At 30.7% G+C, this 22,573-nt stretch carries 19 protein-coding genes; all 19 read right to left on the bottom strand.

The window, feature by feature from the left end:
- Positions 1-39: 39 nt before the first annotated feature.
- Positions 40-2,151 (bottom strand): heparinase II/III domain-containing protein, encoded by a 2,112-nt coding sequence (locus FDN13_RS05620; protein WP_138979299.1) that lies wholly within the window; start codon positions 2,149-2,151, stop codon positions 40-42.
- Positions 2,152-2,156: 5 nt separating this feature from the next.
- Positions 2,157-3,749, bottom strand: coding sequence for a glycosyltransferase family 4 protein (locus tag FDN13_RS05625; protein ID WP_168190085.1), 1,593 nt, complete (start codon positions 3,747-3,749; stop codon positions 2,157-2,159).
- A gap of 775 nt (positions 3,750-4,524) precedes the next feature.
- Entirely contained in the window at positions 4,525-4,905 is a 381-nt protein-coding gene (panD, locus tag FDN13_RS05630) for an aspartate 1-decarboxylase (protein WP_138979301.1), read from the bottom strand.
- Between the two features lie 17 nt (positions 4,906-4,922).
- Positions 4,923-5,774, bottom strand: a complete 852-nt coding sequence (panC, locus tag FDN13_RS05635) for a pantoate--beta-alanine ligase (RefSeq protein ID WP_138979302.1) — start codon at positions 5,772-5,774, stop codon at positions 4,923-4,925.
- Between the two features lie 137 nt (positions 5,775-5,911).
- Positions 5,912-6,748, bottom strand: coding sequence for a 3-methyl-2-oxobutanoate hydroxymethyltransferase (panB, locus tag FDN13_RS05640; RefSeq protein ID WP_138979303.1), 837 nt, complete (start codon positions 6,746-6,748; stop codon positions 5,912-5,914).
- The gene (locus FDN13_RS05645) at positions 6,748-7,620 is read right to left on the bottom strand and encodes a Rossmann-like and DUF2520 domain-containing protein (protein ID WP_256372272.1); all 873 of its coding nucleotides are present in this window, start codon (positions 7,618-7,620) and stop codon (positions 6,748-6,750) included. Before FDN13_RS05645 ends, panB begins: the two co-directional genes overlap by 1 nt.
- A 440-nt stretch (positions 7,621-8,060) precedes the next feature.
- Positions 8,061-9,095 carry a Gfo/Idh/MocA family protein gene (locus tag FDN13_RS05650; protein ID WP_138979305.1) on the bottom strand — a complete coding sequence of 345 codons (1,035 nt, stop codon included), beginning with the start codon at positions 9,093-9,095 and terminating at the stop codon, positions 8,061-8,063.
- A gap of 49 nt (positions 9,096-9,144) precedes the next feature.
- Complete coding sequence (locus tag FDN13_RS05655; protein ID WP_138979306.1) at positions 9,145-10,071, bottom strand: sugar phosphate isomerase/epimerase family protein; 927 nt, start codon at positions 10,069-10,071, stop codon at positions 9,145-9,147.
- A 29-nt stretch (positions 10,072-10,100) separates the two neighbouring features.
- The gene (locus tag FDN13_RS05660) at positions 10,101-11,072 is read right to left on the bottom strand and encodes an ABC transporter permease (RefSeq protein WP_138979307.1); all 972 of its coding nucleotides are present in this window, start codon (positions 11,070-11,072) and stop codon (positions 10,101-10,103) included.
- Entirely contained in the window at positions 11,069-12,571 is a 1,503-nt protein-coding gene (locus FDN13_RS05665) for a sugar ABC transporter ATP-binding protein (protein WP_243120271.1), read from the bottom strand. The genes FDN13_RS05660 and FDN13_RS05665 overlap by 4 nt, the downstream gene beginning before the upstream one ends.
- 69 nt (positions 12,572-12,640) lie before the next feature.
- Complete coding sequence (locus FDN13_RS05670; protein ID WP_138979308.1) at positions 12,641-13,633, bottom strand: ABC transporter substrate-binding protein; 993 nt, start codon at positions 13,631-13,633, stop codon at positions 12,641-12,643.
- 58 nt (positions 13,634-13,691) lie between these two features.
- Positions 13,692-14,684 carry a LacI family DNA-binding transcriptional regulator gene (locus FDN13_RS05675; protein ID WP_138979309.1) on the bottom strand — a complete coding sequence of 331 codons (993 nt, stop codon included), beginning with the start codon at positions 14,682-14,684 and terminating at the stop codon, positions 13,692-13,694.
- A 410-nt stretch (positions 14,685-15,094) separates the two neighbouring features.
- Positions 15,095-16,435: a hypothetical protein gene (locus tag FDN13_RS05680; RefSeq protein ID WP_168190086.1), complete on the bottom strand. Its 1,341-nt coding sequence runs from the start codon at positions 16,433-16,435 to the stop codon at positions 15,095-15,097.
- 40 nt (positions 16,436-16,475) lie between these two features.
- On the bottom strand, positions 16,476-16,709 hold the full coding sequence (locus tag FDN13_RS05685; RefSeq protein ID WP_138979311.1) for a hypothetical protein: 234 nt from the start codon (positions 16,707-16,709) through the stop codon (positions 16,476-16,478).
- 586 nt (positions 16,710-17,295) lie between these two features.
- Entirely contained in the window at positions 17,296-17,754 is a 459-nt protein-coding gene (locus FDN13_RS05690; RefSeq protein ID WP_138979312.1) for a hypothetical protein, read from the bottom strand.
- Positions 17,755-17,917: 163 nt separating this feature from the next.
- Positions 17,918-18,685, bottom strand: a complete 768-nt coding sequence (locus tag FDN13_RS05695; RefSeq protein ID WP_168190087.1) for a putative ABC transporter permease — start codon at positions 18,683-18,685, stop codon at positions 17,918-17,920.
- Between the two features lie 53 nt (positions 18,686-18,738).
- Positions 18,739-19,929 carry a trans-sulfuration enzyme family protein gene (locus FDN13_RS05700; protein WP_138979314.1) on the bottom strand — a complete coding sequence of 397 codons (1,191 nt, stop codon included), beginning with the start codon at positions 19,927-19,929 and terminating at the stop codon, positions 18,739-18,741.
- Between the two features lie 13 nt (positions 19,930-19,942).
- Positions 19,943-20,707, bottom strand: a complete 765-nt coding sequence (locus FDN13_RS05705; RefSeq protein ID WP_138979315.1) for an S-methyl-5'-thioinosine phosphorylase — start codon at positions 20,705-20,707, stop codon at positions 19,943-19,945.
- Positions 20,708-21,527: 820 nt separating this feature from the next.
- On the bottom strand, positions 21,528-22,559 hold the full coding sequence (gene mtnA, locus FDN13_RS05710; RefSeq protein ID WP_207670942.1) for an S-methyl-5-thioribose-1-phosphate isomerase: 1,032 nt from the start codon (positions 22,557-22,559) through the stop codon (positions 21,528-21,530).
- Between the last annotated feature and the right edge of the window lie 14 nt (positions 22,560-22,573).

A 22,573-nucleotide genomic window follows, 5' to 3' on the forward strand; every position in this document is an offset into this window, starting at 1 on the left:
AATAAATGATAGGTATTTTAAAATACCTATCATTTCACTTTATATTATTATAAAAGAACTATATATTATTGTCCTTTTGTTTCCTGATAAGTCCTTTATAAATACTTTAATTTTATAGTTGCCAACATCATAAGGTTCCCAAAGGAAATAATTTTTACTTGAATAAGAAGTAGCAAATATTTTTTCATTATCTTTATATACATACCATGCATAATTTAGATCATCACCTAATGCAGAGCAGCTAAAGGTAATCTTTTCCCCTAACTTTTGAGGACTTGGTTTATCAACTGAAATAGATTCAATATATATCCTTTTTTTTATTTCCTCATAAAGCTTTTGATTGTATATCTTAATCATTTTCTCTGTTCTGCTGTTAAAGATAATAAGTTTTTCATCATCACTTAAATTTAATTCCAGATTCCTTCCAACCAAAGAAATTTTTACAAAGTTACCTTCCCATAAAAAACATTCTACCTCATATAAAGATGGTTTTAGATTTATATGAGTAGCAAAACGGACTTTTTTTCCACGCTGAATGAAACTTCCTGAAAAGCTTGGAGTCAGCTTGGCATATTCTATAGAACACCAGCCCCTGAGAGGTTTTTTTTGACCTTTAACCAAGCTAAATTCCAATTCATTTTGAGCAAGCAAAGGTGTAAGCTGTATTCTGCAATTGTCATTTATATATCCTGATATTTTGTTGTTATCAACTTTACAGTCAATATTAGGATAGAAATTAAAAATTTGCTCAAATTTATGTGTTTTATAGCCTGAAAGCTCATCTAAAATGATTATATTATAGGGTTTTAAGAAAATTACTGTTCTTTGATGCACAACTCCATGATATAAGCAGTGAGTACCAATTCCAATGCACAGCTCTTCACTCATATAGTAATCAGTTATTCCTGACTTTCCTATATTGTTTTTAGATATATCTGTATTCATATCATCTACTACTACAGTATTATGAGCCCTATTAGATTCTACATACTGTCTTTCAGGATCATTATAATTATAGTTATATTTTCCAGAGTCTATTAGAATAGGCTGATTATGTGCAAACAAAGTTATTGACAAATCATCATGATGTTTATGCACATTTGAGTGGAAACTGCTTAAAAAAATAAGATGAACTGTATCTGAATCTAAATCCCATCTGTTGCGGGCTGATAAATATCCTCCAACAGGGTATATCATATCAGTTGTTGATGGAAATTCACCTATTATGCCTTTGTTTAAAATATAATCAAAATTGTCCAATGCTTTTTTAGGAGGATTTTTGAATTTTTTTATTTTTAAAAGTGTCCTTTGAGTATCACCTATAGGAGTTATTATACCGTCCGGTTGAAGCATGAAAGTAATGAATTGAAGCTGAGAAGCTATTATATTTTCAAGTTTTTCACTTATACAATCTCCATTTGACTTCATAAAGTTAAGAAAATTGAAAAGCCTCTGGCATACAAGATAGCTGTAACCTGGTGAGTGTTCAAGATAGCTTCCATCAAAGCCGAATATCTGATTCAATTGATTATAAAACCTTTCTAAAGCCAATTGACGCCACTGAGGTGCTTTTTCAAGATTAGAAAATACTGTAGATGCTACATAAAGAGCAATATCCTGATCTAAGCCATGATTATGCTTTTCTTTGTAAAAATTGGGATCTGATAATTTGATGCAATGGGCTTCTATGAGCTGTGCAATTTTAACTGCTGTATTATTATCCCAGTCACATTCCTTCCAGCTTTCAAAAAACTTGCATATAGCTATAACCCTTAGTGCTGTTGAATGGTCATGCCATGCCATTTCTGATTTTGAATTTGGGTAATTATGCTCCATCCAGTCTAATAGAATATTTTTTGCTTTAATAATTGAGGTAATATTTTTGGAAGATTCATAGACGTTTGTAAGATGTTGAATCATAATCAAAGTGTGAAGCCTAAACTGCCAGCTCCTGTCTTTTATTAGGTTCGAGTTCCAAATATCCTTTTCCCATTTTACAGGTTTAAACTGTTTGTTAATATAGCAATATCCGCTTAAAAGATAATTATTTGCTATACTCAATTCTTTCTCAGTCCAGTTTCCGCCCAGATCAAAAACTTCTATTTTTTTTCTCCTTTTAAGATTTTCAATTGGAAAGGAAAACTTTATCATAATATTCACCCTTTTGATTTCTCATAAATATTTCTATAAATCTCTTCATATATTTTTACAATATTGTCCCAATCTCTATTGCTTTCAACCCATTTTCTTGATTTATTTCCCAAACTTATTTTAAAGTCTTTGTTTAAATATAAAAGCTGAATTTTCCTGCATAAATCTTCAATTGTATTATTAAAGATTAGCCCGTTTACTTCAGGGATTATAATTTCCTTCATAGCATCTACATCAGAACATACAACTGCTTTGCCACAAGCCATAGCCTCAAGAGGCTTCAATGGAGTTACCATATCAGTAACCTTCTTTTTCAACCTTGGGTATACACATATATCAAAAGCAGAGTAAAATTGTACAACCTGGTTATGAGGTATTTTCCCTATGAAAATAATTGAATCCTGAAGAGAAAGTTCTCTTGAAAGTTCTTCTAAGTTTTTTCTACTTTCGCCTTCTCCCACAATAACAAGTCTAATATCTGAATATCCCTTCTTTTTAAGACATCTTAAAGCTTCAATAAGGTTCTGCAGCCCTTCATAATTTACTATACTTCCTATATAGCCTATAACAAAGCAGTTATACAAATTATATTTCTCTTTAATTAATTTATCAGGTTCTAAAGGTACAAAACGGTTGCAATCTACACCGTTAGGGACTATATAAATTTTATTTTCGTCAACTCCTCGGCTTATAAGCTCTTCTTTTAAATGTTCGCATATAACCACTACAATATCGGCTTCATAAGATAGATATGTTTCAATAAGCTGAGACAGGCTAAATTCTTCAGAAAAAGCAAAAAGAGGTTCCTTTGATGCTTTAGATAATTCCCAAAATCCTCTTATTTCATATACAAAAGGCCTATTGTTCCCTCTGGCAGCGTTGAGGGCAGATAAGCCTATAACATAGTTCGAAGCAGCATGTATTATATGTGGAGATTCCTTTGCTACTACATAACTTATAGCACCTGAAAAGTGTGATATATATTGTTTTATTGGGGTACAGCGCATAAATTCATTTAAATAAGGTCTATAGTAGTGTATATCATCAAAGGTTTCCAACAGGATTTTCTGGGAATTTAATATAGCGTTTGGGAAAAAATCATTAGGGAAACCCGGTCTTGTAACAGCAACAGGCTTAAATCCATATTCCTTTTGTTTTTTTATTATATAATCAGAGCGAATACTATAACCGTTATTCACATAAGGCATAGACGTATTTAAAACATGGAGAATTTTATTATATCCATCCATGTTGTAGATAGTATATTTATTTTTTATATATGGTGATGGGGATTTATGAGAAGTATCATTCAATAGTGCAAGTTTTTCTTTGCTAATATTGAGTTCCATATATAGAGAGTTTTTCTTAGGCTGAAGTTCTATCAATTTTTTTAAGATATCAATACTATAGGATATGCAGCCTATATCTTTAAGCCTTTGATATAATTTTTTTCCTACGTCACTCTTTATATTTCCATTGCTTTTATTAAAACGAAGTATTAAATCCTGTATTTCCTTTAAATTGTCTATAAGCTCTGTTTCATATTCTTTTGAGGATTTTTGAAGCATTTTATTAAAATAGTTAAACATATAATCCATTTCATTCACCTGCATCTTATAATGTTTTATAAATTTTCTATCTGCCTTAAAATTCCCCTTTAATTATGAAAAATTTTATAGAAGCTTTCTATATTTATATCTTTTATATCTGATATTATCTTCTCATGAGCATAAGCCAACGCATTATGATTTAAAGTTTAGCAAGCTGATACATTATCCTCACTCTATAGAATTTATTCCCCCACCCTAATAAATAATATGAAGATTCACTTATTTTGGTGTGTCAAAAAATGTAATAACATGGCAGATAAATGCATAATACGTGTACAAGCTTAGGGACAGTTAGTGTGAAAATGTCCATTTACAAAAAAGGAAAAAAGTACAAGCCAAGGGACGGTTACTTATTTCATACACAATATCTGCAAAATTAGGGGGACATGTATAAAATATTATGTCTATTATTTAATATAATAAGTAACCGTCCCTTCTGTTACCTTTGAAAAAACACAAACTTTTTCATTCCGTCGTTGTGGCTACTTTTAGTCATGACCTGTTACTTATTTATTGATTTATAAAAAAACACCCAGCTAACAAATAGCAAACTTAACTATGTAAGTTTGTCACTTGCCAACTGGGTAGCACTTTTTTCCTCTTTTCTCCTTTCTCCGGTGCCTGGGAAGGCTCCGAAAAATAGCAGATTAAAATTTGCTGTAACAATATATAGTAGCGCATAATAGTATTGAAATACTATATATCGTATGTTTTTCAATAAAACTTTATTTTTTCGGAGGTCTCCCTGGCACCTTTTTGAGCTTTATACTACCATTCCCTCTCTTTCCTGTATAATCCTCTCTACCCTATTATTATCATCTACAAGCACAACTTTAGGCTTTATATCCTTTGCCTCACTATAGTCAACAAAGCAGTAGGACATTATTATTACCTTATCCCCAGGATGAACAAGCCTTGCTGCTGCACCGTTAAGACAAATCTGCCCTTTTCCTCTTTCTCCCTTTATAACATAGGTATCAAACCTTTTACCGTTGTTTATGTTTACAATCTGAACCCTTTCGTTTTCCAAAAGGTCTGCCGCATCCATTAAATCCTCATCTATTGTAATGCTTCCAACATAGTTAAGGTTTGCCTCTGTAACCGTTGCCCTGTGTATCTTTGACTTTAGCATATTTAAAAGCATAATATCCTCCTTTACATCTAATCATTACATTTTATTTTAATATTATCTATAAGCCTTGTTTTGCCTATTTTAACTGCAAGGGCGATTAAAACCTCGCCTTTAATTATATTTATAGGCTTTAAATTTTCAGTATCAACAAATTCAACATAATCAATCTTTGCATCCTTTGCAGTATTTATAAGTTTTATCATCTCGTCCCTAATTATTTTTACATCCCTCTCTCCCTTATCTATCATATTCTTTGCAAGGTTTAAGGATTTATAAAGGTTTAGGGCCTGTACTCTTTCATCCTCATTAAGATATGTATTTCTCGAGCTTAGTGCAAGTCCGTCCCTTTCCCTCACTATTGGGCATCCTACAACTTCAACATCCATATTCAAATCCTCAACCATTCTTTTTATTACAATAAGCTGCTGAGCGTCCTTTTCCCCAAAGTATGCCCTGTCAGGCTTTACTATATTAAAAAGCTTTGTAACAACCGTTGCAACGCCTCTAAAATGCCCTGGCCTTGAAGCACCGCAAAGCCCCTCTGTTAAATTTAAAACCTCAACATAGGTTGAATAATTATCCTTATACATATCTTGGCTCTCTGGCATAAATATAATATCACACCCTGCATCAAGGCATACTTTTTTATCCCTCTCCTCATCCCTTGGATATCTTTCAAAATCCTCCCCCGGTCCAAACTGAGTAGGATTTACAAATATGCTGACTACAACAGTATCGTTTTCTAATCTTGCCCTTTCAATAAGGCTTTTATGCCCATCGTGAAGATATCCCATAGTAGGCACAAAGCCTATGCTCTTTTTAGTATTTTTAATATCCCAAATAACGCTTTTCATCTCCGTTACGCTTCTTATTATTTCCATAATATCCTCCATCCTGCCGCTTTTAAGTGGCACAATATTTATTTTGCTAATGTAATTATTAATATAATTAAGCAAGCCATTTTGGTATAGATATAAGTTTGTGCTTATAAAACAAAAATTTTAATTGTCTTATTTTACTAATACAGCTTTTTTATCTCATCGGAAATTTCTTTATTAAGCTTAAAAGAATGTGCATCCTCAGGGAATTTTCCCTCTCTTACATCTTCAATATATTCTAAAATTCCAGACTTTATCTCCTCCCCAAGATTTCTATACCTTTTTACAAACTTTGGAGTAAAATCGCTAAAAAGTCCAAGCATATCGTTTATAACAAGTATTTGTCCATCGCAGTATTTTCCTGCACCGATGCCTATGGTTGGGATTGATATGGATTCAGTAATAATTTTAGCAACCTCATCAGGTACAGCCTCTAAAACTATAGAAAATACCCCGGCCTCCTCAAGATACTTTGCATCATCTATAAGCTTTTTTATCTGCTCCTTTGATTTACCTTGCACCTTAAAGCCCCCAAGCATATTTACCGACTGGGGAGTTAAGCCTATATGCCCCATAACAGGAATTTGTGCCTTTATTATGGCCTTTACCTTATCTAAAACCTCAATTCCACCCTCAAGCTTTACAGCGTGGCATCCTCCCTCCTGAATGAGCCTTCCTGCGTTTTTTACAGAATCTTCAACTGATATATGATATGAAAGAAAAGGCATATCTCCAACTATAAGTGCATTTTTAGCCCCTCGTCTTACTGCCTTTATATGATGAATCATATCATCAATTGTAACGGATAATGTGTTTTCATAGCCTAATGCAACCATGCCAAGGGAATCACCTACTAATATTCCATCAATTCCTGCCTCATCAACAAGCTTTGCAAAGGAATAATCATAGGCTGTAAGCATAGTAAGCTTTATACCCTTTTCCTTTGCCTCTTTAAAAGTTGCAACTGTATTTTTCATTACTTATCTCCCCTTAACATTTTTTCTATTTTATTTAGCTTTTCCATTTTCTCCATGCAATCTTCATCTTTGCATCTTTTTAGTTTTTCCATTTCAATATTTAGTGCTGTAAGTCCTAAACTTTTATATATTTCCTTATATTTTTCAATACTGTCAAGATGAAGCTTTATAGTGTTGTAATCTCCCCTGACTATTGGCCCTGTTAAAGAATCTTCAACACCCTTTTCTTTTATGTTTAAAATAGCTCCCTGCATAAGTGGATATATTGCATCAACTATAAACTTTTCATCCATATTGCACTCTAACAGTATTTCCTTGGAAATCTTGGCTAAAGACACGATATAATTTGAAGCAAATACTGCCGCTGCATGATATTTTGCCTTATCATTTTTATCTATTAAAAAATATTTAAGCCCTGCCAAATCTAAAAAAGATTTTATGTTATTTATATTTTCTCCTTCTACAGAAAAAATAACATCCTTTAAGTATTTATAACATTCTCTATCGGTAAAGGGATAAAGGGGATGAAGGGAATAGGAAAAAACCCCAATCTTTTTTGCATCACAAAAAACATCGGTGGTTAAACACCCGCTCATATGAAATATGCTTTTTCCTTTTAAATCAAAATTTTTAATGCTCTCCCAAAGGGATGATATAACATTATCAGGAGTTGTAATGAATATGTAGTCACAGGATAGGATTAGCTCCTCTAAGGATAAAACCTTTGTTTTTGTAAAGTCTGCAGCACTTTGACATGATAAAATAGACCTGCTGTAATAACCTTCAACATCAAGTCCTCTTTCAGTAAGATAGCGTCCAAAGGCACAACCTACCTTTCCAGCGCCAATAAAACCTATTTTCATTTTTTCCACCTCTTTAAATTAGTCCCACTCCAAAGGATATGGGCTAATTCTATTTTAGCACGAAACTTTTTATATATTTTAGTTTGTAATAAAAATTTAATAATATTTATATGAACTTGTCACTTTTTTGGGGGGACGGTTAGTGTGAAAATGTCCATTTACAAAAAAGGAAAAAAGTATAAGCCAAGGGACGGTTACTTATTTCATACACAATATCTGCAAAATCAGGGGGACATGTATAAAATATTATATCTATTATTTAATATAATAATTAACCGTCCCTGCTGTTGCCTTTGATAAGCCTAAAACTTTTTCATGCCGTCGTTGTGGCTACTTTTAGTCATGACCTGTTACTTATTTTATTTAATTCTTAGCAATAACAAGCATAAAAAAGCACCCAGATTGAAATGACAATTTGTCATTTCAATCTGGGTGACAAACCTTTCTATCTACAATCTAATTTTAATACCTTTTTTTGATGATTCTATTGCAGCAAAAACAACCTTTAATACCTTTAATCCATCTTCACCAGTTATAAGTGGTCTTCTTTTTTCAAGTATTGAAGATATAAATTCATCAATTATTCCTGTACTTGTTTGATTGTCATTAGTCTGAATAGCTCCTGTCCTATATAATATTTCATCTCCATTAAATTTTGTTATTATAATTTGATATGAAGGATCACCATAAATTTTCATTATACCCTTTTCACAGTATAATGTTGTGCTATTATCTTCGTTACCATAATAAGTCCAGCTAAAAGCTGCAGTACCAAGTGAGCCTTTTTCCGTTCTTAAAATACATACCATATTGTCACTAACTTCTATTTTATTACCTTTATCATCCTTTTTATCAAGTGTGCTCTCAAAAGAACTAACCTCAACTATGTCATCTTCAAGAAGATATCTTATAAGATCAATCTTATGAATACCTAAATCCCCTGCAACTCCAAGAACTGAGCGATTTTTATTAAAAAACCATGTTGAATTGCTTTTATTTACACTCCAGTATTCAGGTCCCTTGTGGCCAAAAACAGTATGAAAAGTTAATACTCTTCCAAGCTCTCCACTTTTTAAAATCTCCTTTGCTTTTATATGCCCTGCCGCAAGTCTTTGATTATGATCAATCATAAGTATTTTACCAGTTTCATTGCTTGCTTTAACCATTTCCTCAGCTAATTCAACTGATATTGCCATAGGTTTTTCACATAATACATGCTTATTATTTCTAAGAGCTTTACAAGTTACAATATGGTGCATCTCATTTGTAGAACAATCACTTATAGCATCAATATTAGGATCCTCTATTATTTCTTCATAGCTTTTGGCAACATACCCTCCATATTTTTCAACCATTTTTTCTGCTCTTTCTTCATTAGGATCATAAAATGCTACAATTTGGACATTGGGATTATTAGCATACTCAGGTGCATGCCTATACTGACATATAGATCCACAACCTACTATTCCAACTTTAATTTTCATAAATAGCCCCCTCTTTTTTAATTAATACCTGCCTCCCCGTAATATCAAATTATATATACTTTCTTAAAAAATTTTTCCCTAATTCAAGTCCTTCTTTGATTTTTTCTATTGAGCCCTCATATTCCTTATCCTCATGTTCTATACTAATTACTCCATCATAATTTATTTCTCTTAACGTTCTAAAAAACTCATCCCAATTAATTTGTCCCCTTCCTGGTATCCTTCCAAAGTTCCATCCATTATCCCATTCATTCATCTTATTTATCTGTTTACCAAATATGCTGTAATATGAAAGCATTTCTTCTTTAATTTCTGTATCTTTGGCATGAATATGAAATATTTTATTTTTATAATCCTTTAGTGCTCTAATATAATCTACTTTAAGCCAAACAAGATGAGAAGGATCAAAATTGAGCCCAAAATTATCATAAGGGAGTCTTCTAAACATTTCATCCCAAAGTTCTGGTGAATAAGAAATAGTACCTGAAAACCCATCCTTATTCCATCCAATCATCGGGCAATTCTCTATAATTATCTTTACATTTCTTTCCTTTGCATAATCAAGTATTTCACTAAAAACTGTTTCAAATAGCTTAAAATTATCATTTATAGTAAGCTTCATATTCCTTCCAATAAATGTTCCAACCATTTCTACATCTAAAAGCTGTGCAGCATCAATTACCTTTTTTAAATGATTATGATAGGATTTTCTTATCTTTAAATCTTCATGAAGGTTATTATCATAATAAGCCAGTGATGAAATAAAAATATTCTCTCTTTTAAGAATCATCTTTAATTTTTCAGCAATCTTTTCATCAAAATTTTCAACATCAATATCTGTACCTGAATAATCTCTTGTATTTACTTTAGGCCAGCATGATACTTCAATGCAGTCAAACCCTTGTTTTTTTGCCCATATTATCTTTTCTTCAATTGGTATATCCCCAAGGCAACCTGTTAAAAATCCTAATTTCATAGATATATCCTCCTAATTTAATATATAAATTACTCTTTTTTCTGTAATAAGACTGCAGTTATTATTATTAATCCTTTAACTAATCCCTGAAGATAAGGTGATACGTTCATAAGATTTAATGTATTATTTAAAACACCAAGAATTAATATTCCAAAAAAAGTACCTATAACCTTACCCTTACCTCCAGACATCCTTGTCCCACCAATTATAACACCAGCTATTGCATCAAGCTCATAGGATATTCCTGAACTTGCAGAAGAAATTGAATTTAGTCTTGAAGATTCAATTACTGCTGAAAGTGCTGTTAATGTAGAACAAATCATATAAACTATGATTTTTATTTTATCTATATTTATAGCAGAAAGAAGTGCCGCCTTTTCATTGCTTCCAATTGCATAAACATACCGTCCAAATTTAGTTTTTTGTGAAAGGATAATCATAAGTATTGTAAGAAAAAGAAATATAAAAATAGGATAAGCTATACCTACAATCTCACCGTTTGCAATTTGTATATACTTTGGAACTTTTCCAGATATACTTCCACCTTTTGATATATATAATATTAAAGATCTTGCCGATGCCATAATACCCAGCGTTACAATAAAAGGAGTAATTTTACCTTTAGTTATTAAAAGCCCATTTATTAGTCCTATAGTAGCTCCTGATAACAATGCACAAAGTACCGATATTAATACACTTCCAGTCTTATTTAAAGTAATTAATGAAATACCTCCAACAAGAGCCAATACCGATCCTACTGAAAGATCAATCCCTCCTGTTAGAATTACAAGAGACATTCCAAGTGAAATTATTCCTATAATAGATGCCTGTCTGATAATATTAATTATGTTTGCTTTAGTTAAAAAATCTTTATTAATTACTGCAACAATTGTTACAATGATAAAAAAAGCAACAACAACACTATAATTTGTCCAAAACCATAAAAATTTAGAGATTAAATATTTACTTTTTTTATTTTTAACTACTTCACTTTCAATCATGAAACTTCACTCCTTTTAACTCCAGCTGCATAAAGCATTATATTCTCTTCATTAGCTTCTTCTCTATTAAGTATCCCAGTTATCTCCCCATGATACATAACATATATCCTATCACAAAGCTTAAGGATTTCAGGCACTTCAGAAGATAAAACTATTATTCCTTTCCCTTTTTCTGCAAGCTTCATAATAAGCTCATACATATCACTTTTGGCCCCAATATCCACACCTTGCGTTGGATTGTCAAGTATTATTATATCCGCATCTGCCTCAATCCATTTTGATAATACAACCTTTTGCTGGTTGCCTCCACTTAGATTAGTAATTGGCATATTAATATCCATTACTTTGATTTTTGTTTCTTCAATTCTTTCTTTACAGCTCTCAATTTCTTTTTTTGAATCAATAATAAATCCTTTTACAAACTTTTCAAGAGAACTTATTGTGATATTTTCTACTACATTCATATCTTTGATAATAGCATTTTCTTTTCGATTTTTAGGGAGCAATGCTATTCCTGATTTAAGTGCTTTATTGGGATGATTTATTTTACAAACATTATTTTTTATTAAAATTTCTCCCGTATTTAATTTTAAATATCCAAATATACTCTGAAAAAGTTCAGATCTTCCATCTCCCGATAGCCCTGTAAATCCTAATATTTCCCCTTTATGCAATTTAAAATTTATATTTTTGAAATATTTACTATTAAGACTTTTTACCTCAAGAACTACATCCCCTATTTCTCTTTTTCTATAGTATTCCAAAGTAGCTATGCTTTTGCCAACCATTAATCTAGTTAATTGTTGCTCATCTGTATCCTGTATATTTCCTGTACCAGTAACCACTCCATCTCTTAATACTGTATAACTATCACAAATTCTCATAACTTCCTTTAACTTGTGAGAAATAAATATAATACTTACACCAGATTGCTTTAATCCTTTCATAAGTTTAAAGAGATTTTCTATTTCGTGGTCAGAAAGTGAAGTAGTTGGTTCGTCCATTATTATTATTTTTGAATCCTGAAGCAATGCCCTTGCTATTTCAACTATTTGCTTAAAAGACACATCAAGCTCTCCAACATTTGTTTTAGGATCGATATTAATGTCCATACTATTTAATATCTCTTGACTTTTTTTGCACATTTTTTCAACATCAATAAATCCAAACTTATTGACTATTTCTGATCCAAGAAACATATTTTCATAAACGGTCAAATCATTTACAAGGTTTAATTCTTGATGAATGAAACTAATTCCATTTTTTTTTGCATCTAATGTATTTAAAAGATTAACTTCTCTTCCCATAAGTTTTATAATACCACTATCCTTTTGGGTTACTCCTCCAAGTATATTCATTAGTGTGGACTTTCCTGCTCCGTTTTCTCCTATTAAAGCATGAATTTCTCCATATTTTACATTGAAATTTACTTCCTTTAGAACTTCAACCTTATTATAGGCCTTGCATATATTTGTCATCTGCAAAATATAATCCTCCACAGTTTCACCTCTATTCACTTTGCTATTTTAAAGCAGTGGAGATACAAATATCTTCCACTGCTTAATATGTTAATAATTAGCATTTGGATCATAGTATTTATCCACATTATCCTTTGTAACTTGAGTAGCCTCTAAAACTGTTACTTTATTCTTAGGAATATTTCCTTTAACTATATCAACAGCCATTTTAACTCCATCTTTAACCATTAATGGAGAATAGATAAATGTAGCTTGGAATAATGGATCACCATCTTTAATTAATTTATATGCATCTTTGTGTCCGCCACAGCCAGTAACAACCTTTATATCTGTTCTTTTAGCCTCCTTTATTGCTTGAAGAACACCAAAGGCCATTTCATCATCCTCAGTATAAACAGCATCTATTTGTTTTTGAGATTGAAGTATATTTTGCATAACAGTTAAAGACTTTTCTTTTTGGAAGTCTCCAGCTTGGGTAGCTACTATTTTTATATCTGGATAATTCTTTATAACTTCCTTAAATCCTTCAGTTCTTAATGTAGTAACTGAACAAGGTACTCCTTCAATTATAACAACATTACCTTTACCATTAAGTTTTTGCGCAATATACTTTGCTGCATTAATTCCAACGCCTTTGTTATCACCTTTAACAAGGGCTGTAAAGTTATCACTTTCAATTTCTCTGTCAACAATTACAAGAGGTATTTTAGCATCCATAACCTTTTGTGCTACTGGAGTTAATGCAGCTGATTCAATAGGAAGCATTACAATAGCATCAACTTTCTTTGTAATTAAATCTTCTACATCACTTGTTTGCTTGTTTGGATTATCTGCCGTTGTTGTTATATACTTTACTCCCTGTGCTTTTGCCTCATCTTGAGCATTGGTAATTATAGCTCCAAGCCATCCGTGATCTGCAGCTGGGAAAGACAATCCTATAGTTATCTCCTTTTTAGTATTTTCAGATAAACTATTGCTTGTATTTGTTTGTTGGGATTGTTTACTTTGTCCACAGCCAGTAAAAGAAATGATGAATATCATCGCGGCAATCATTGTAACAAAAGTCTTAATGCTCTTTTTCATAAATTTTTATCCCCCTTTTTTATATTATTCAGCAAATTTTCTTGCTGAATTATAAACATCATTTCATAGTCGACTCCCTTATTATCAATTCAAATCCAAGGATTGAGTTTTCAATTGTTTCATCTTTATTGTTTATTTTTTTAATAAGCATCTTGCAAGCTGTACAACCTATCTGATACATAGGTTGTGCTATTGTTGTTAAAGCAGGATCTATCATATTTGCCATAGGTATGTTATCAAATCCAACAACTGCAATATCATCAGGTACCCTATAATTAGCTTCTTTTATAGCTTTTATTGCTCCTATTGCCAATATATCTGCAACAGCAAAAACTGCAGTTAGACTTTCATTAGATTTTAAAAGTTGTTTCATCGCTTTTTTTCCACTTTCAAAATCCAAATCACAATTAATCATCAATTTTTCATCTACTTCTATATTGTTTTCTTGTAATGCCTCAATATATCCTTCCTTTCTAAGCCTTGCATATAGAAATTTTTCATCAGAGTTTATTAGTGCTATATTTTTATGTCCAATCGATATTAAATGTTTAACTGCTTTATATGCTGCCAATTTATTATCTATAGCTACATAAGGAATATTTAGATCCTCATCATATTCACAGCATTGAATAAAAGGATATCTTATTCCAATTTCCTTTAAATTATTTTTATCAATAGTTGGATCAAGAGAAATTACACCATCGGCAAGTTTTTGTTTTAATAAATTAAAATACAACATTTCTCTCTCGCTCTTTGATGATGTCTCACATAAAAGTACACCATAATTATTTTCAACAGCTATATCTTCAATACCTTGAATTATACTTGCATAAAATGGATTAGATATACTCGGAAGTAGTGCTAATATCATTCTACTTTCAGATCTTCTTAAATTCCTTCCAAGCATATTAGGTTCATATTTAAGCTTTTTTATTGCATTTTCAACTTTAATCCTCGCATTAATAGAAACAGGACTCTTATTATTTAATACCCTTGAAACAGTTGCAACAGACACACCTGCTTCTTTTGCTACTTCTTCTATTGTTGCCATAAATATCAGCCTTTCTATTATATTATGTAATGGATTACATCATATTTTTATAATATCATGGTAAAATATGTTAGTCAATATATTTTTATTAATATTCTGAAATTTTGTTGTATTTATTAAATTTAATAGATTTTTCAATGTGTTCAAAATTTAAAACACATTTCATTTTATTATTTATATCATTATTCATAATAATATATATGATAATAAGATATTAATCATTATAAAATTTATGTAATCCTTTACAGAATAACCTAACCTTTATAACTGCCCTCCTATATGAAATATATTGTAGATTTTTACATAAAATAAGTAACCGTCCCTCCAAGTTTCCAAAAATAATAAGCTTTCGCATATAAAAAACGGTGCGAAAGCTTATTAAGTATATGACAAAACCTAAATATTAAAAGCTAATTTGAGTCGTATACAATTTTAAAATTGGAGCAGTGAACCATTGTACCAAGGGAATTATCTGAAGCACTTGATTCTATATAGATATCGTATTGTCCTTTTTTGGGTAAAGTTATGGTTGCTTCATTCTTACTGTTTATTGGAATACAATTATAGTAATCATCTGAGTATACTGATACTTTTATGTTTTTACCTTTAATTGGGAGAATATCAAGTTTTATATTAACTTTAGAGCTTTTTGTATAAAAATTACAGTCCATGTTAAAGGGTAATGTTATTTCTGATGAATTATCTGGTGATGTTATTTTTGCACTTTTAATCAAAGGGAAATTATTTATATATTTATTTGCAATTTTTCTTTGAATAAAATACTCTACTTCTTTTTTATGGTCTCCCTGCCATAAAGTATCTTTGGGTGATAAATCATAGAGGCTTGCAAAATCTTCAGCAAAATTTTCGTTTAATGAATTTCCCCACTTTTCAAGAGAATAATCATCATAATTAGTATAATATGAAGTTTTATTATATATCTTTGCATATTCAAGCATAGCCTGCTTGTTTTCCTCATTTATGAGAAAACCATCTTTATTTTTTTTAAATTCATAAAGAATTTTATTTTCTACTAAATGGCCAAATTCATGAATTGTAGTGTGAATCATTTCCTCAGTAGGCTGATTATATACAACAATAAAGTTGTTTTCTCCCATAGAATTTCTATTAAAAAAACCCAATTCAGTTTTTGTATGGGCATTAACAAAAAATATTTTAAGTCCATAATAGAAGTGGTCTGGAAGATGAAGATTGCTTAATGTATCTATTATCTTTTGCTGATTATAAGATTCAAAATTTTTATCTATATCTATTAACTTATCCTGACTTGTTGATTTATTATTTATTATATAATATAAATTCTCAGAATAATAGCTGTTTAAATCCTTAACTTTACCACAGGTAATGTCATAAAGGAGCATTTCTCTTGCTTTAGCAGCTGAAATTAAAGCACAGTAGGCTTCAGTAAGTTCGGGGGAATAAAGAGTATACCCCTTTGAATCATAATAGGCTAATTTATCAATTTCATATAATTTTTTATTTAAACTTATGTATTCTTTATATATAGTATCCTTCATTGAAGAGTGGCTGCCAAGAAGTTCTTTAAAATGATTTCTGTCATTTTCATACCAATCCCTTATAATTTCATACTTTTTAGTCTGTGCTGTTTCAATATTGTTCCATTTTGGCTTAAGCACGGAGACATCTTTATTAAATTTATAAAATTCATAGCCCGATTTAAAAATTGCTCCAAAAGTTATAACTGATAATAAAAATAAAAGTATATTCAAAACTAATAAAATTGATAGAGAGATTTTTTTTGCGTAATACTTAATTTGCATTTTTAACCTCATTTCCATTAAATAGTTTTTCAATATCTTTTTCTGATATATGCGATATGTTTGAATTGCTGTTTTCAATTTTCTTTGATAAAGTTTCGTACTCTTGCTTTAATGATTCAACTTTAATAATTAATGAATCTAATAAAAAAAGATTTAAAAAAAGTATAATGCCTAACAATGAAAAAGTTAGCATTCTTTTTTTCATTTTTGCTAAAGAATCCATAAAATTTTCCTCCGAATTAAATTAATACAAATGAAAGGTTGCTTTTATTGAAAAAATAAACTTATAATTAATAGCTTTTGCAGCTTTAACTATCTGAAAAGTTCTACTTTTTTATTATACATAGGGTAATATATAATTTCAATGTTTTTCATGCAAGCTGAATTTTTCAGAATACAAGCTAGGGGACGGTTACTTATTTTATATAAAAAATTAATTTTACTGTAATAGATAGGGTTAATAATTTTCAAAATTATAGATAATAAATAACTGCTCAATATAAAATGTACAAGCTTTGGGACAGCTACCAATCCCACAAGTATCACTATTAAGGATGAAAACAAAATATATTGTCGGTCGATCAAATCAGTTTCTAAAATATCCAAATATAACATTATATTGTAAATACAACAAATGTTTTCATAATAGTTACTTATTACTCATATTTAATCTTATTACCCTTTAAAAAAGATTAAGTTTATATATTTTATGATAGTTTGTGCAGTAGCAGCTGTCCCCTAAAATGTTACGTACATTAAAGTACATATAATAAGTAACCGTCCCTCTGCATTCCTCTGCATTGTAAAATTTAATTAGTGCATCCATAATCAATCAAAACCATTCTATTATTTAAAATTCCCCAGGAACTAGTTGACACTATGTCTTCAAATAAAAGGTCAAACTTTTTTGCAAGAGTAACAAGGTCTTTATAGGAATTTCTATCATACCTTACTTTAGAAATATCAATATAAGGCTGTTTTATAAAATATGAAAGAGGAATTGCCCTTGGCATTACAATCATTCCTCTTTTATACCAAATAATAGGGCAAAGATAGCTTTTTAAGTTTTTATTTGTATGGGAATAAACATAATATTCTACGCTACACTGATAATCCCCGTCTAAATCTTTTGCAATTTTAAATACATAATCATTGTTTATAGCAAAAACCACCCTGCTTATTCCTTCCCCCAAATAGAAAAAATTATTTTGTATTTCATACAGTTCCATATCATAAATTCTATTAAAAAGCTTGCTCATTGAGGTCATATATACCACCCCTTACTTTTTTGTATGCAGAATTTATTTAGGATGTGAAATATATTTAAATTTTTTTAATATAAAATTAAGCCCATAAATCTTTAAATCCAATAGTAGGCATCTTGAACGCCGAGCTTATTGGTTCTACAGATTTATGGACTTAATCACTTAGTTAAATATTAAAATATTTTTCGAATCTCTTTTTAATATCATCTATTGCTAAATCAAATTTTTTAGACTTCATGTGGGGATATGCCTTCATAAGATATATATGCCTTTTATTTATTCTCCCAATTAACCTTTCTTTTAAACCATTAAGATTATCTATCCTTTCTTCAATCTTCTCTTTAACATCAAAAGCTAAATTCTCCTTAAGATTATCTACATTTGACTTTATTTCAAGTAATATATCCTGGAGTTCTTTGAAAAAAGACCTAAATGCAATAAGGCTGTTTAATGTAAGGACTATATCAACTATAAATCCTCCAAATATAAAGCTATATAATGACTCACCAAAGTTTTCTATAAAATAATATACTATTTTAGAAATCAAGGGATTTAGAAATTTTATAAAAAATACTGCTAATGCTCCCCAAATAAATGAAAATTTTAAGCATACATATCCCTTTATATTAAACTTTTCGTTGCTATAGTCCCACCACTTTGCATTAAACATTACTTCCATAAGGTAACCTGTTACTATTTCAATAGCAGAAGCTAAAACTGCACCACCTAAGAATATAAATATAATATTATTAAATCGACTTAAAAAAACTATAAAAAACACCGCTGAAACCCCATATATAGGGCATACAGGTCCAAATAGAAATCCTCTGTTTATAAATTTTTTATCTTTATACAGGTGAAATATAACCTCAATAATCCATCCAAAAAAGGAATATACAATAAAGCTATAAAAAATATAATAATAAGCTTTCAACCTAGCCACCCCCAAAATTTTCTTATAAAAAGAGCCTTGATATAATCAAAGCTCTATATTTTATCCAATGCATTCTTTAAATCATAAATTATATCAGCCTCATCTTCAAGTCCTACTGATATTCTGATCAAATCTTTAGAGAATCCATAATCTAATAGCTTATCTCCTGGATATCCTCTATGGGTTATCATTGATGGTATTTCAATCAAAGTTTCACAATCCCCAAGGCTTACAGATATTTTAATAAGCTTTAAAGAGTTTACAATTTTTTTCGCAACTTCAAGGCCTCCTTGAACTTCAAAGGATACCATCCCTCCGAATCCATACATCTGATCCTTTGCAATCTTATAACCTTCATTATCCTCAAATCCAGGATAATAAACACTTTTAACCTTTTTATGATTTTTCAAAAACTTTGCAACTGAAATTGCGTTTTTCTCATGCTGTCTCATCCTAACTCCAAGAGTTTTAAGACCTCTTAATAAAAGCCAAGCGTTAAATGGGCTTAAAACTCCTCCAAACTCACACATATATTCAAACTTAAGATAGTTTATGTAATCCAAATCCTTTGATATAGCAACTCCACCTACAACATCTCCATGCCCGCATATATACTTTGTAGCACTGTGAACTACAACATCAGCCCCTAAAGTCAAAGGTCGTTGAAAATAAGGGGAAGCAAAAGTATTATCAACAACAACTTTTATATTTTTATTTTTTGCAATACTACAAACACCTTTTATATCAATTATTTCAAGATTTGGGTTACATGGAGTTTCAAAATAAATAACCTTAGTATTATCATCTATTGATTCTTTAAGCAAATCTAAATTCCTAAGGTCTATTATCTTTGATTGAATGCCGTATTTAGGTAAAAGATTCTTTGCAACACTAAAAGTAGAACCATAAAGAGTTCTATGAAGTATTATATTATCATTAGGCTTTAAAAGAGAAAACAAAACGCTACTTATTGCCGCCATACCTGAAGAAAAAGCAACAGCACCTGCTCCTTCCTCAAGACATGACATTCTGTTTTCAAAAAGCCTTAATGTAGGATTATTCCCTCTCGTATAAACATAGTCACTGCTTTTAAAATTCATTACATCATCAGCATGTTCTATGCTTTCAAAGGTAAAAGTTGATGTTTGAAATATTGGAGGGTTTAAAGCATTATCTGGGTTCCTACCATTATAGCCACCATGAATTGCCTTCGTATCAAAAGCAAAATATTTATCCTTTTCCATATTAGTACTCCTTTTATAATATTATTCTGCTATTTTTGCATCTGCAGCTTTCTTGATTTAAATTACCTTTAAAAACATTTATAAAAGCTTTAGTTACTATCTCTTTATTCCTATTCATGGCACCTTCGATATCATGAAGTTCAATGCTTGATGAAATACCAGTACAAAAATTAGTTATAATTCCAACAGCACTGTAGCACATACCAAGTTCCTTAGCAAGAACAACCTCTGGAACATTGGTCATACCAACAACATCAGCTCCTAATCTTTTATACATCCTAATTTCAGATGCAGTTTCAAATCTTGGACCTTCTGTGCAACAGTAAACAGCTTCACCTTTAATATTTATGGAAAGATTTTTTGCCTCATCATAAAATCTTGAAATAAGATTTCTACAATAAGGCTCACTCATATCGGTATGAACAACTGAAGAATCTCCACCTTCATAAAATGTTAGAGGTCTTGATTTTGTAAAATCTATAAAATCTTTTATAACAACAACATCTCCAACAGAGTAATTTTCATTGCAAGAACCAACAGCAGCAGTCGCATATATATATTTTACCCCAATTTGCTCCAGTGCCTTCATATTAGCTCTGTAATTTATAAGATGTGGTGGAGTTGAATGTCCCTTACCGTGCCTTGCAAGAAACACTATTTCCTCACCATTAATATTAACTATATCAACATAAGCTTTGCCATATATTGTTTCAATTTCTTTTGAAATGCTATTACCTATACTATATACACCTGTACCACCAATTATCGCCTTATCCATAAATTACCTCCTTATAGTAATGGAATATTAATTTAAATATTTAATATTTTACCTAAAGAATTTTGCCTTTATTCCATTAGGACCTTAAGATCTTAAGGGACGGTTAGTGTGAAAATGTTCATTTACAAAAAAGGAAAAAAGTACAAGCCGAGGGACGGTTACTTATTTCATACACAATATCTGCAAAATCAGGGGGACATGTATAAAATATTTTATCTATTATTTAATATAATAAGTAACCGTCCCTTCTGTTACCTTTGAAAAACCACAAACTTTTTCATTCCGTCGTTGTGGCTATTTTTAGTCATGACCTGTTACTTATTTTATTATATTAATTTACAATTAATAATTAATTATCTTATTACATTAATAACAAATATAAAGGCAGCAACATACTATTTTTCAAATAGAACTCAGAAGCCCAGGCATAGGGACAGTTACTTATTATTCAAAACAAGTTGCTAACTCCCTCTTCCCCCAACTTGAATTAATATTTATTTTTTTAAGAATCATTAAATCTCTAATGCAAAAAAGAAATAACTACTCTGAAAACACTTATTTTATTTACAGTATAATGTTATATTTAGATATTTTAGAAACTAATTTGAGACAATCGACTGTATATTTTGTTTTCATCCTTAATGGTAACACTTGTGTCATTGATGGCTGTCCCTCTAAACTTGTCCATAAGCTTGCTAAAAATTCAGCATCTCTCTTTTGCTAATTTGTTATCTAATTATCCATATTTTCCAAGAAGTAAGTAACCGTCCCTTGGCTTGTCCATGAAGTGATAAAAATTATAGGGCAGATTAGACTGCCTCTATAATTTTAGCTTTAATATATTTTCCCTAAAAGGTTTTGTTATTATACCCTTCTCAGTTATTATTCCTTTTATATTTTCGCCTGGAGTTACATCGAAGGCAGGATTATACACTTCAATCCCTTCTGGGGCAATCCTTACACCTTCAATATGTGTAACTTCCCTACTGTCCCTCTCTTCAATTACTATTTCCTTCCCCGATTCTATATTAAAATCTATTGTTGATGTTGGCGCTGCTATATAAAAAGGCACATTATAAACCTTTGCAATAACTGAAAGCATAAATGTTCCTATTTTGTTTGCTGTATCACCATTTAATGCAATCCTATCAGCACCAACTATAATAACATCAACCTTACCGTCCCTTATAAGCGTTGCTGCAGCATTGTCAGGTATAAGCTTTGCAGGTATTTTCTCCTGTACAAGTTCAAAGGCTGTAAGTCTTGCTCCTTGAAGGCGAGGTCTTGTTTCATCTGCATAAACAAATATATTTTTACCACTATAGTGGGCTTCTCTTATAACTCCAAGAGCAGTTCCATAGGCTGATGTTGCGAGTGCTCCTGTGTTGCAGTGGGTAAGTATCCTTGCATTTTGTGGTACTATTTCATTTCCATACTTTGCAATTTTTTTATTTATCTCCTCATCTTCTTTTGCAATTTTATCCGCTTCACACTTTATAATATCACATATTTCATCTATTGATTTTTCACTATTAGAATTTATCAAATCTCTCATTCTGTTTATTGCCCACATAAGATTGACTGCAGTTGGTCTTGATACATAAAGCATATCACATGCTCTTCTAACCTGACTTAAAAATTCTTCTTTTGTAAGATTTTTATATTCTAATGCTGCAAGATAAACCCCGTATCCAGCACTAACCCCAATTGCCGGGGCACCTCTTACTACCATATCCTTTATTGCAAAGTCAACATCCCTATAGTTTTTACATTCAAAAATTTCAAAACTTAAAGGTAGTTTCCTTTGATCTATTAATTTTAAAACTCCATCTTTAAATTCTATAGTTTTAATCTGTGCCATTTTAA

Origin of the sequence: Caloramator sp. E03, assembly GCF_006016075.1 — a bacterium.
Classification (GTDB): domain Bacteria; phylum Bacillota; class Clostridia; order Clostridiales; family Caloramatoraceae; genus Caloramator_B.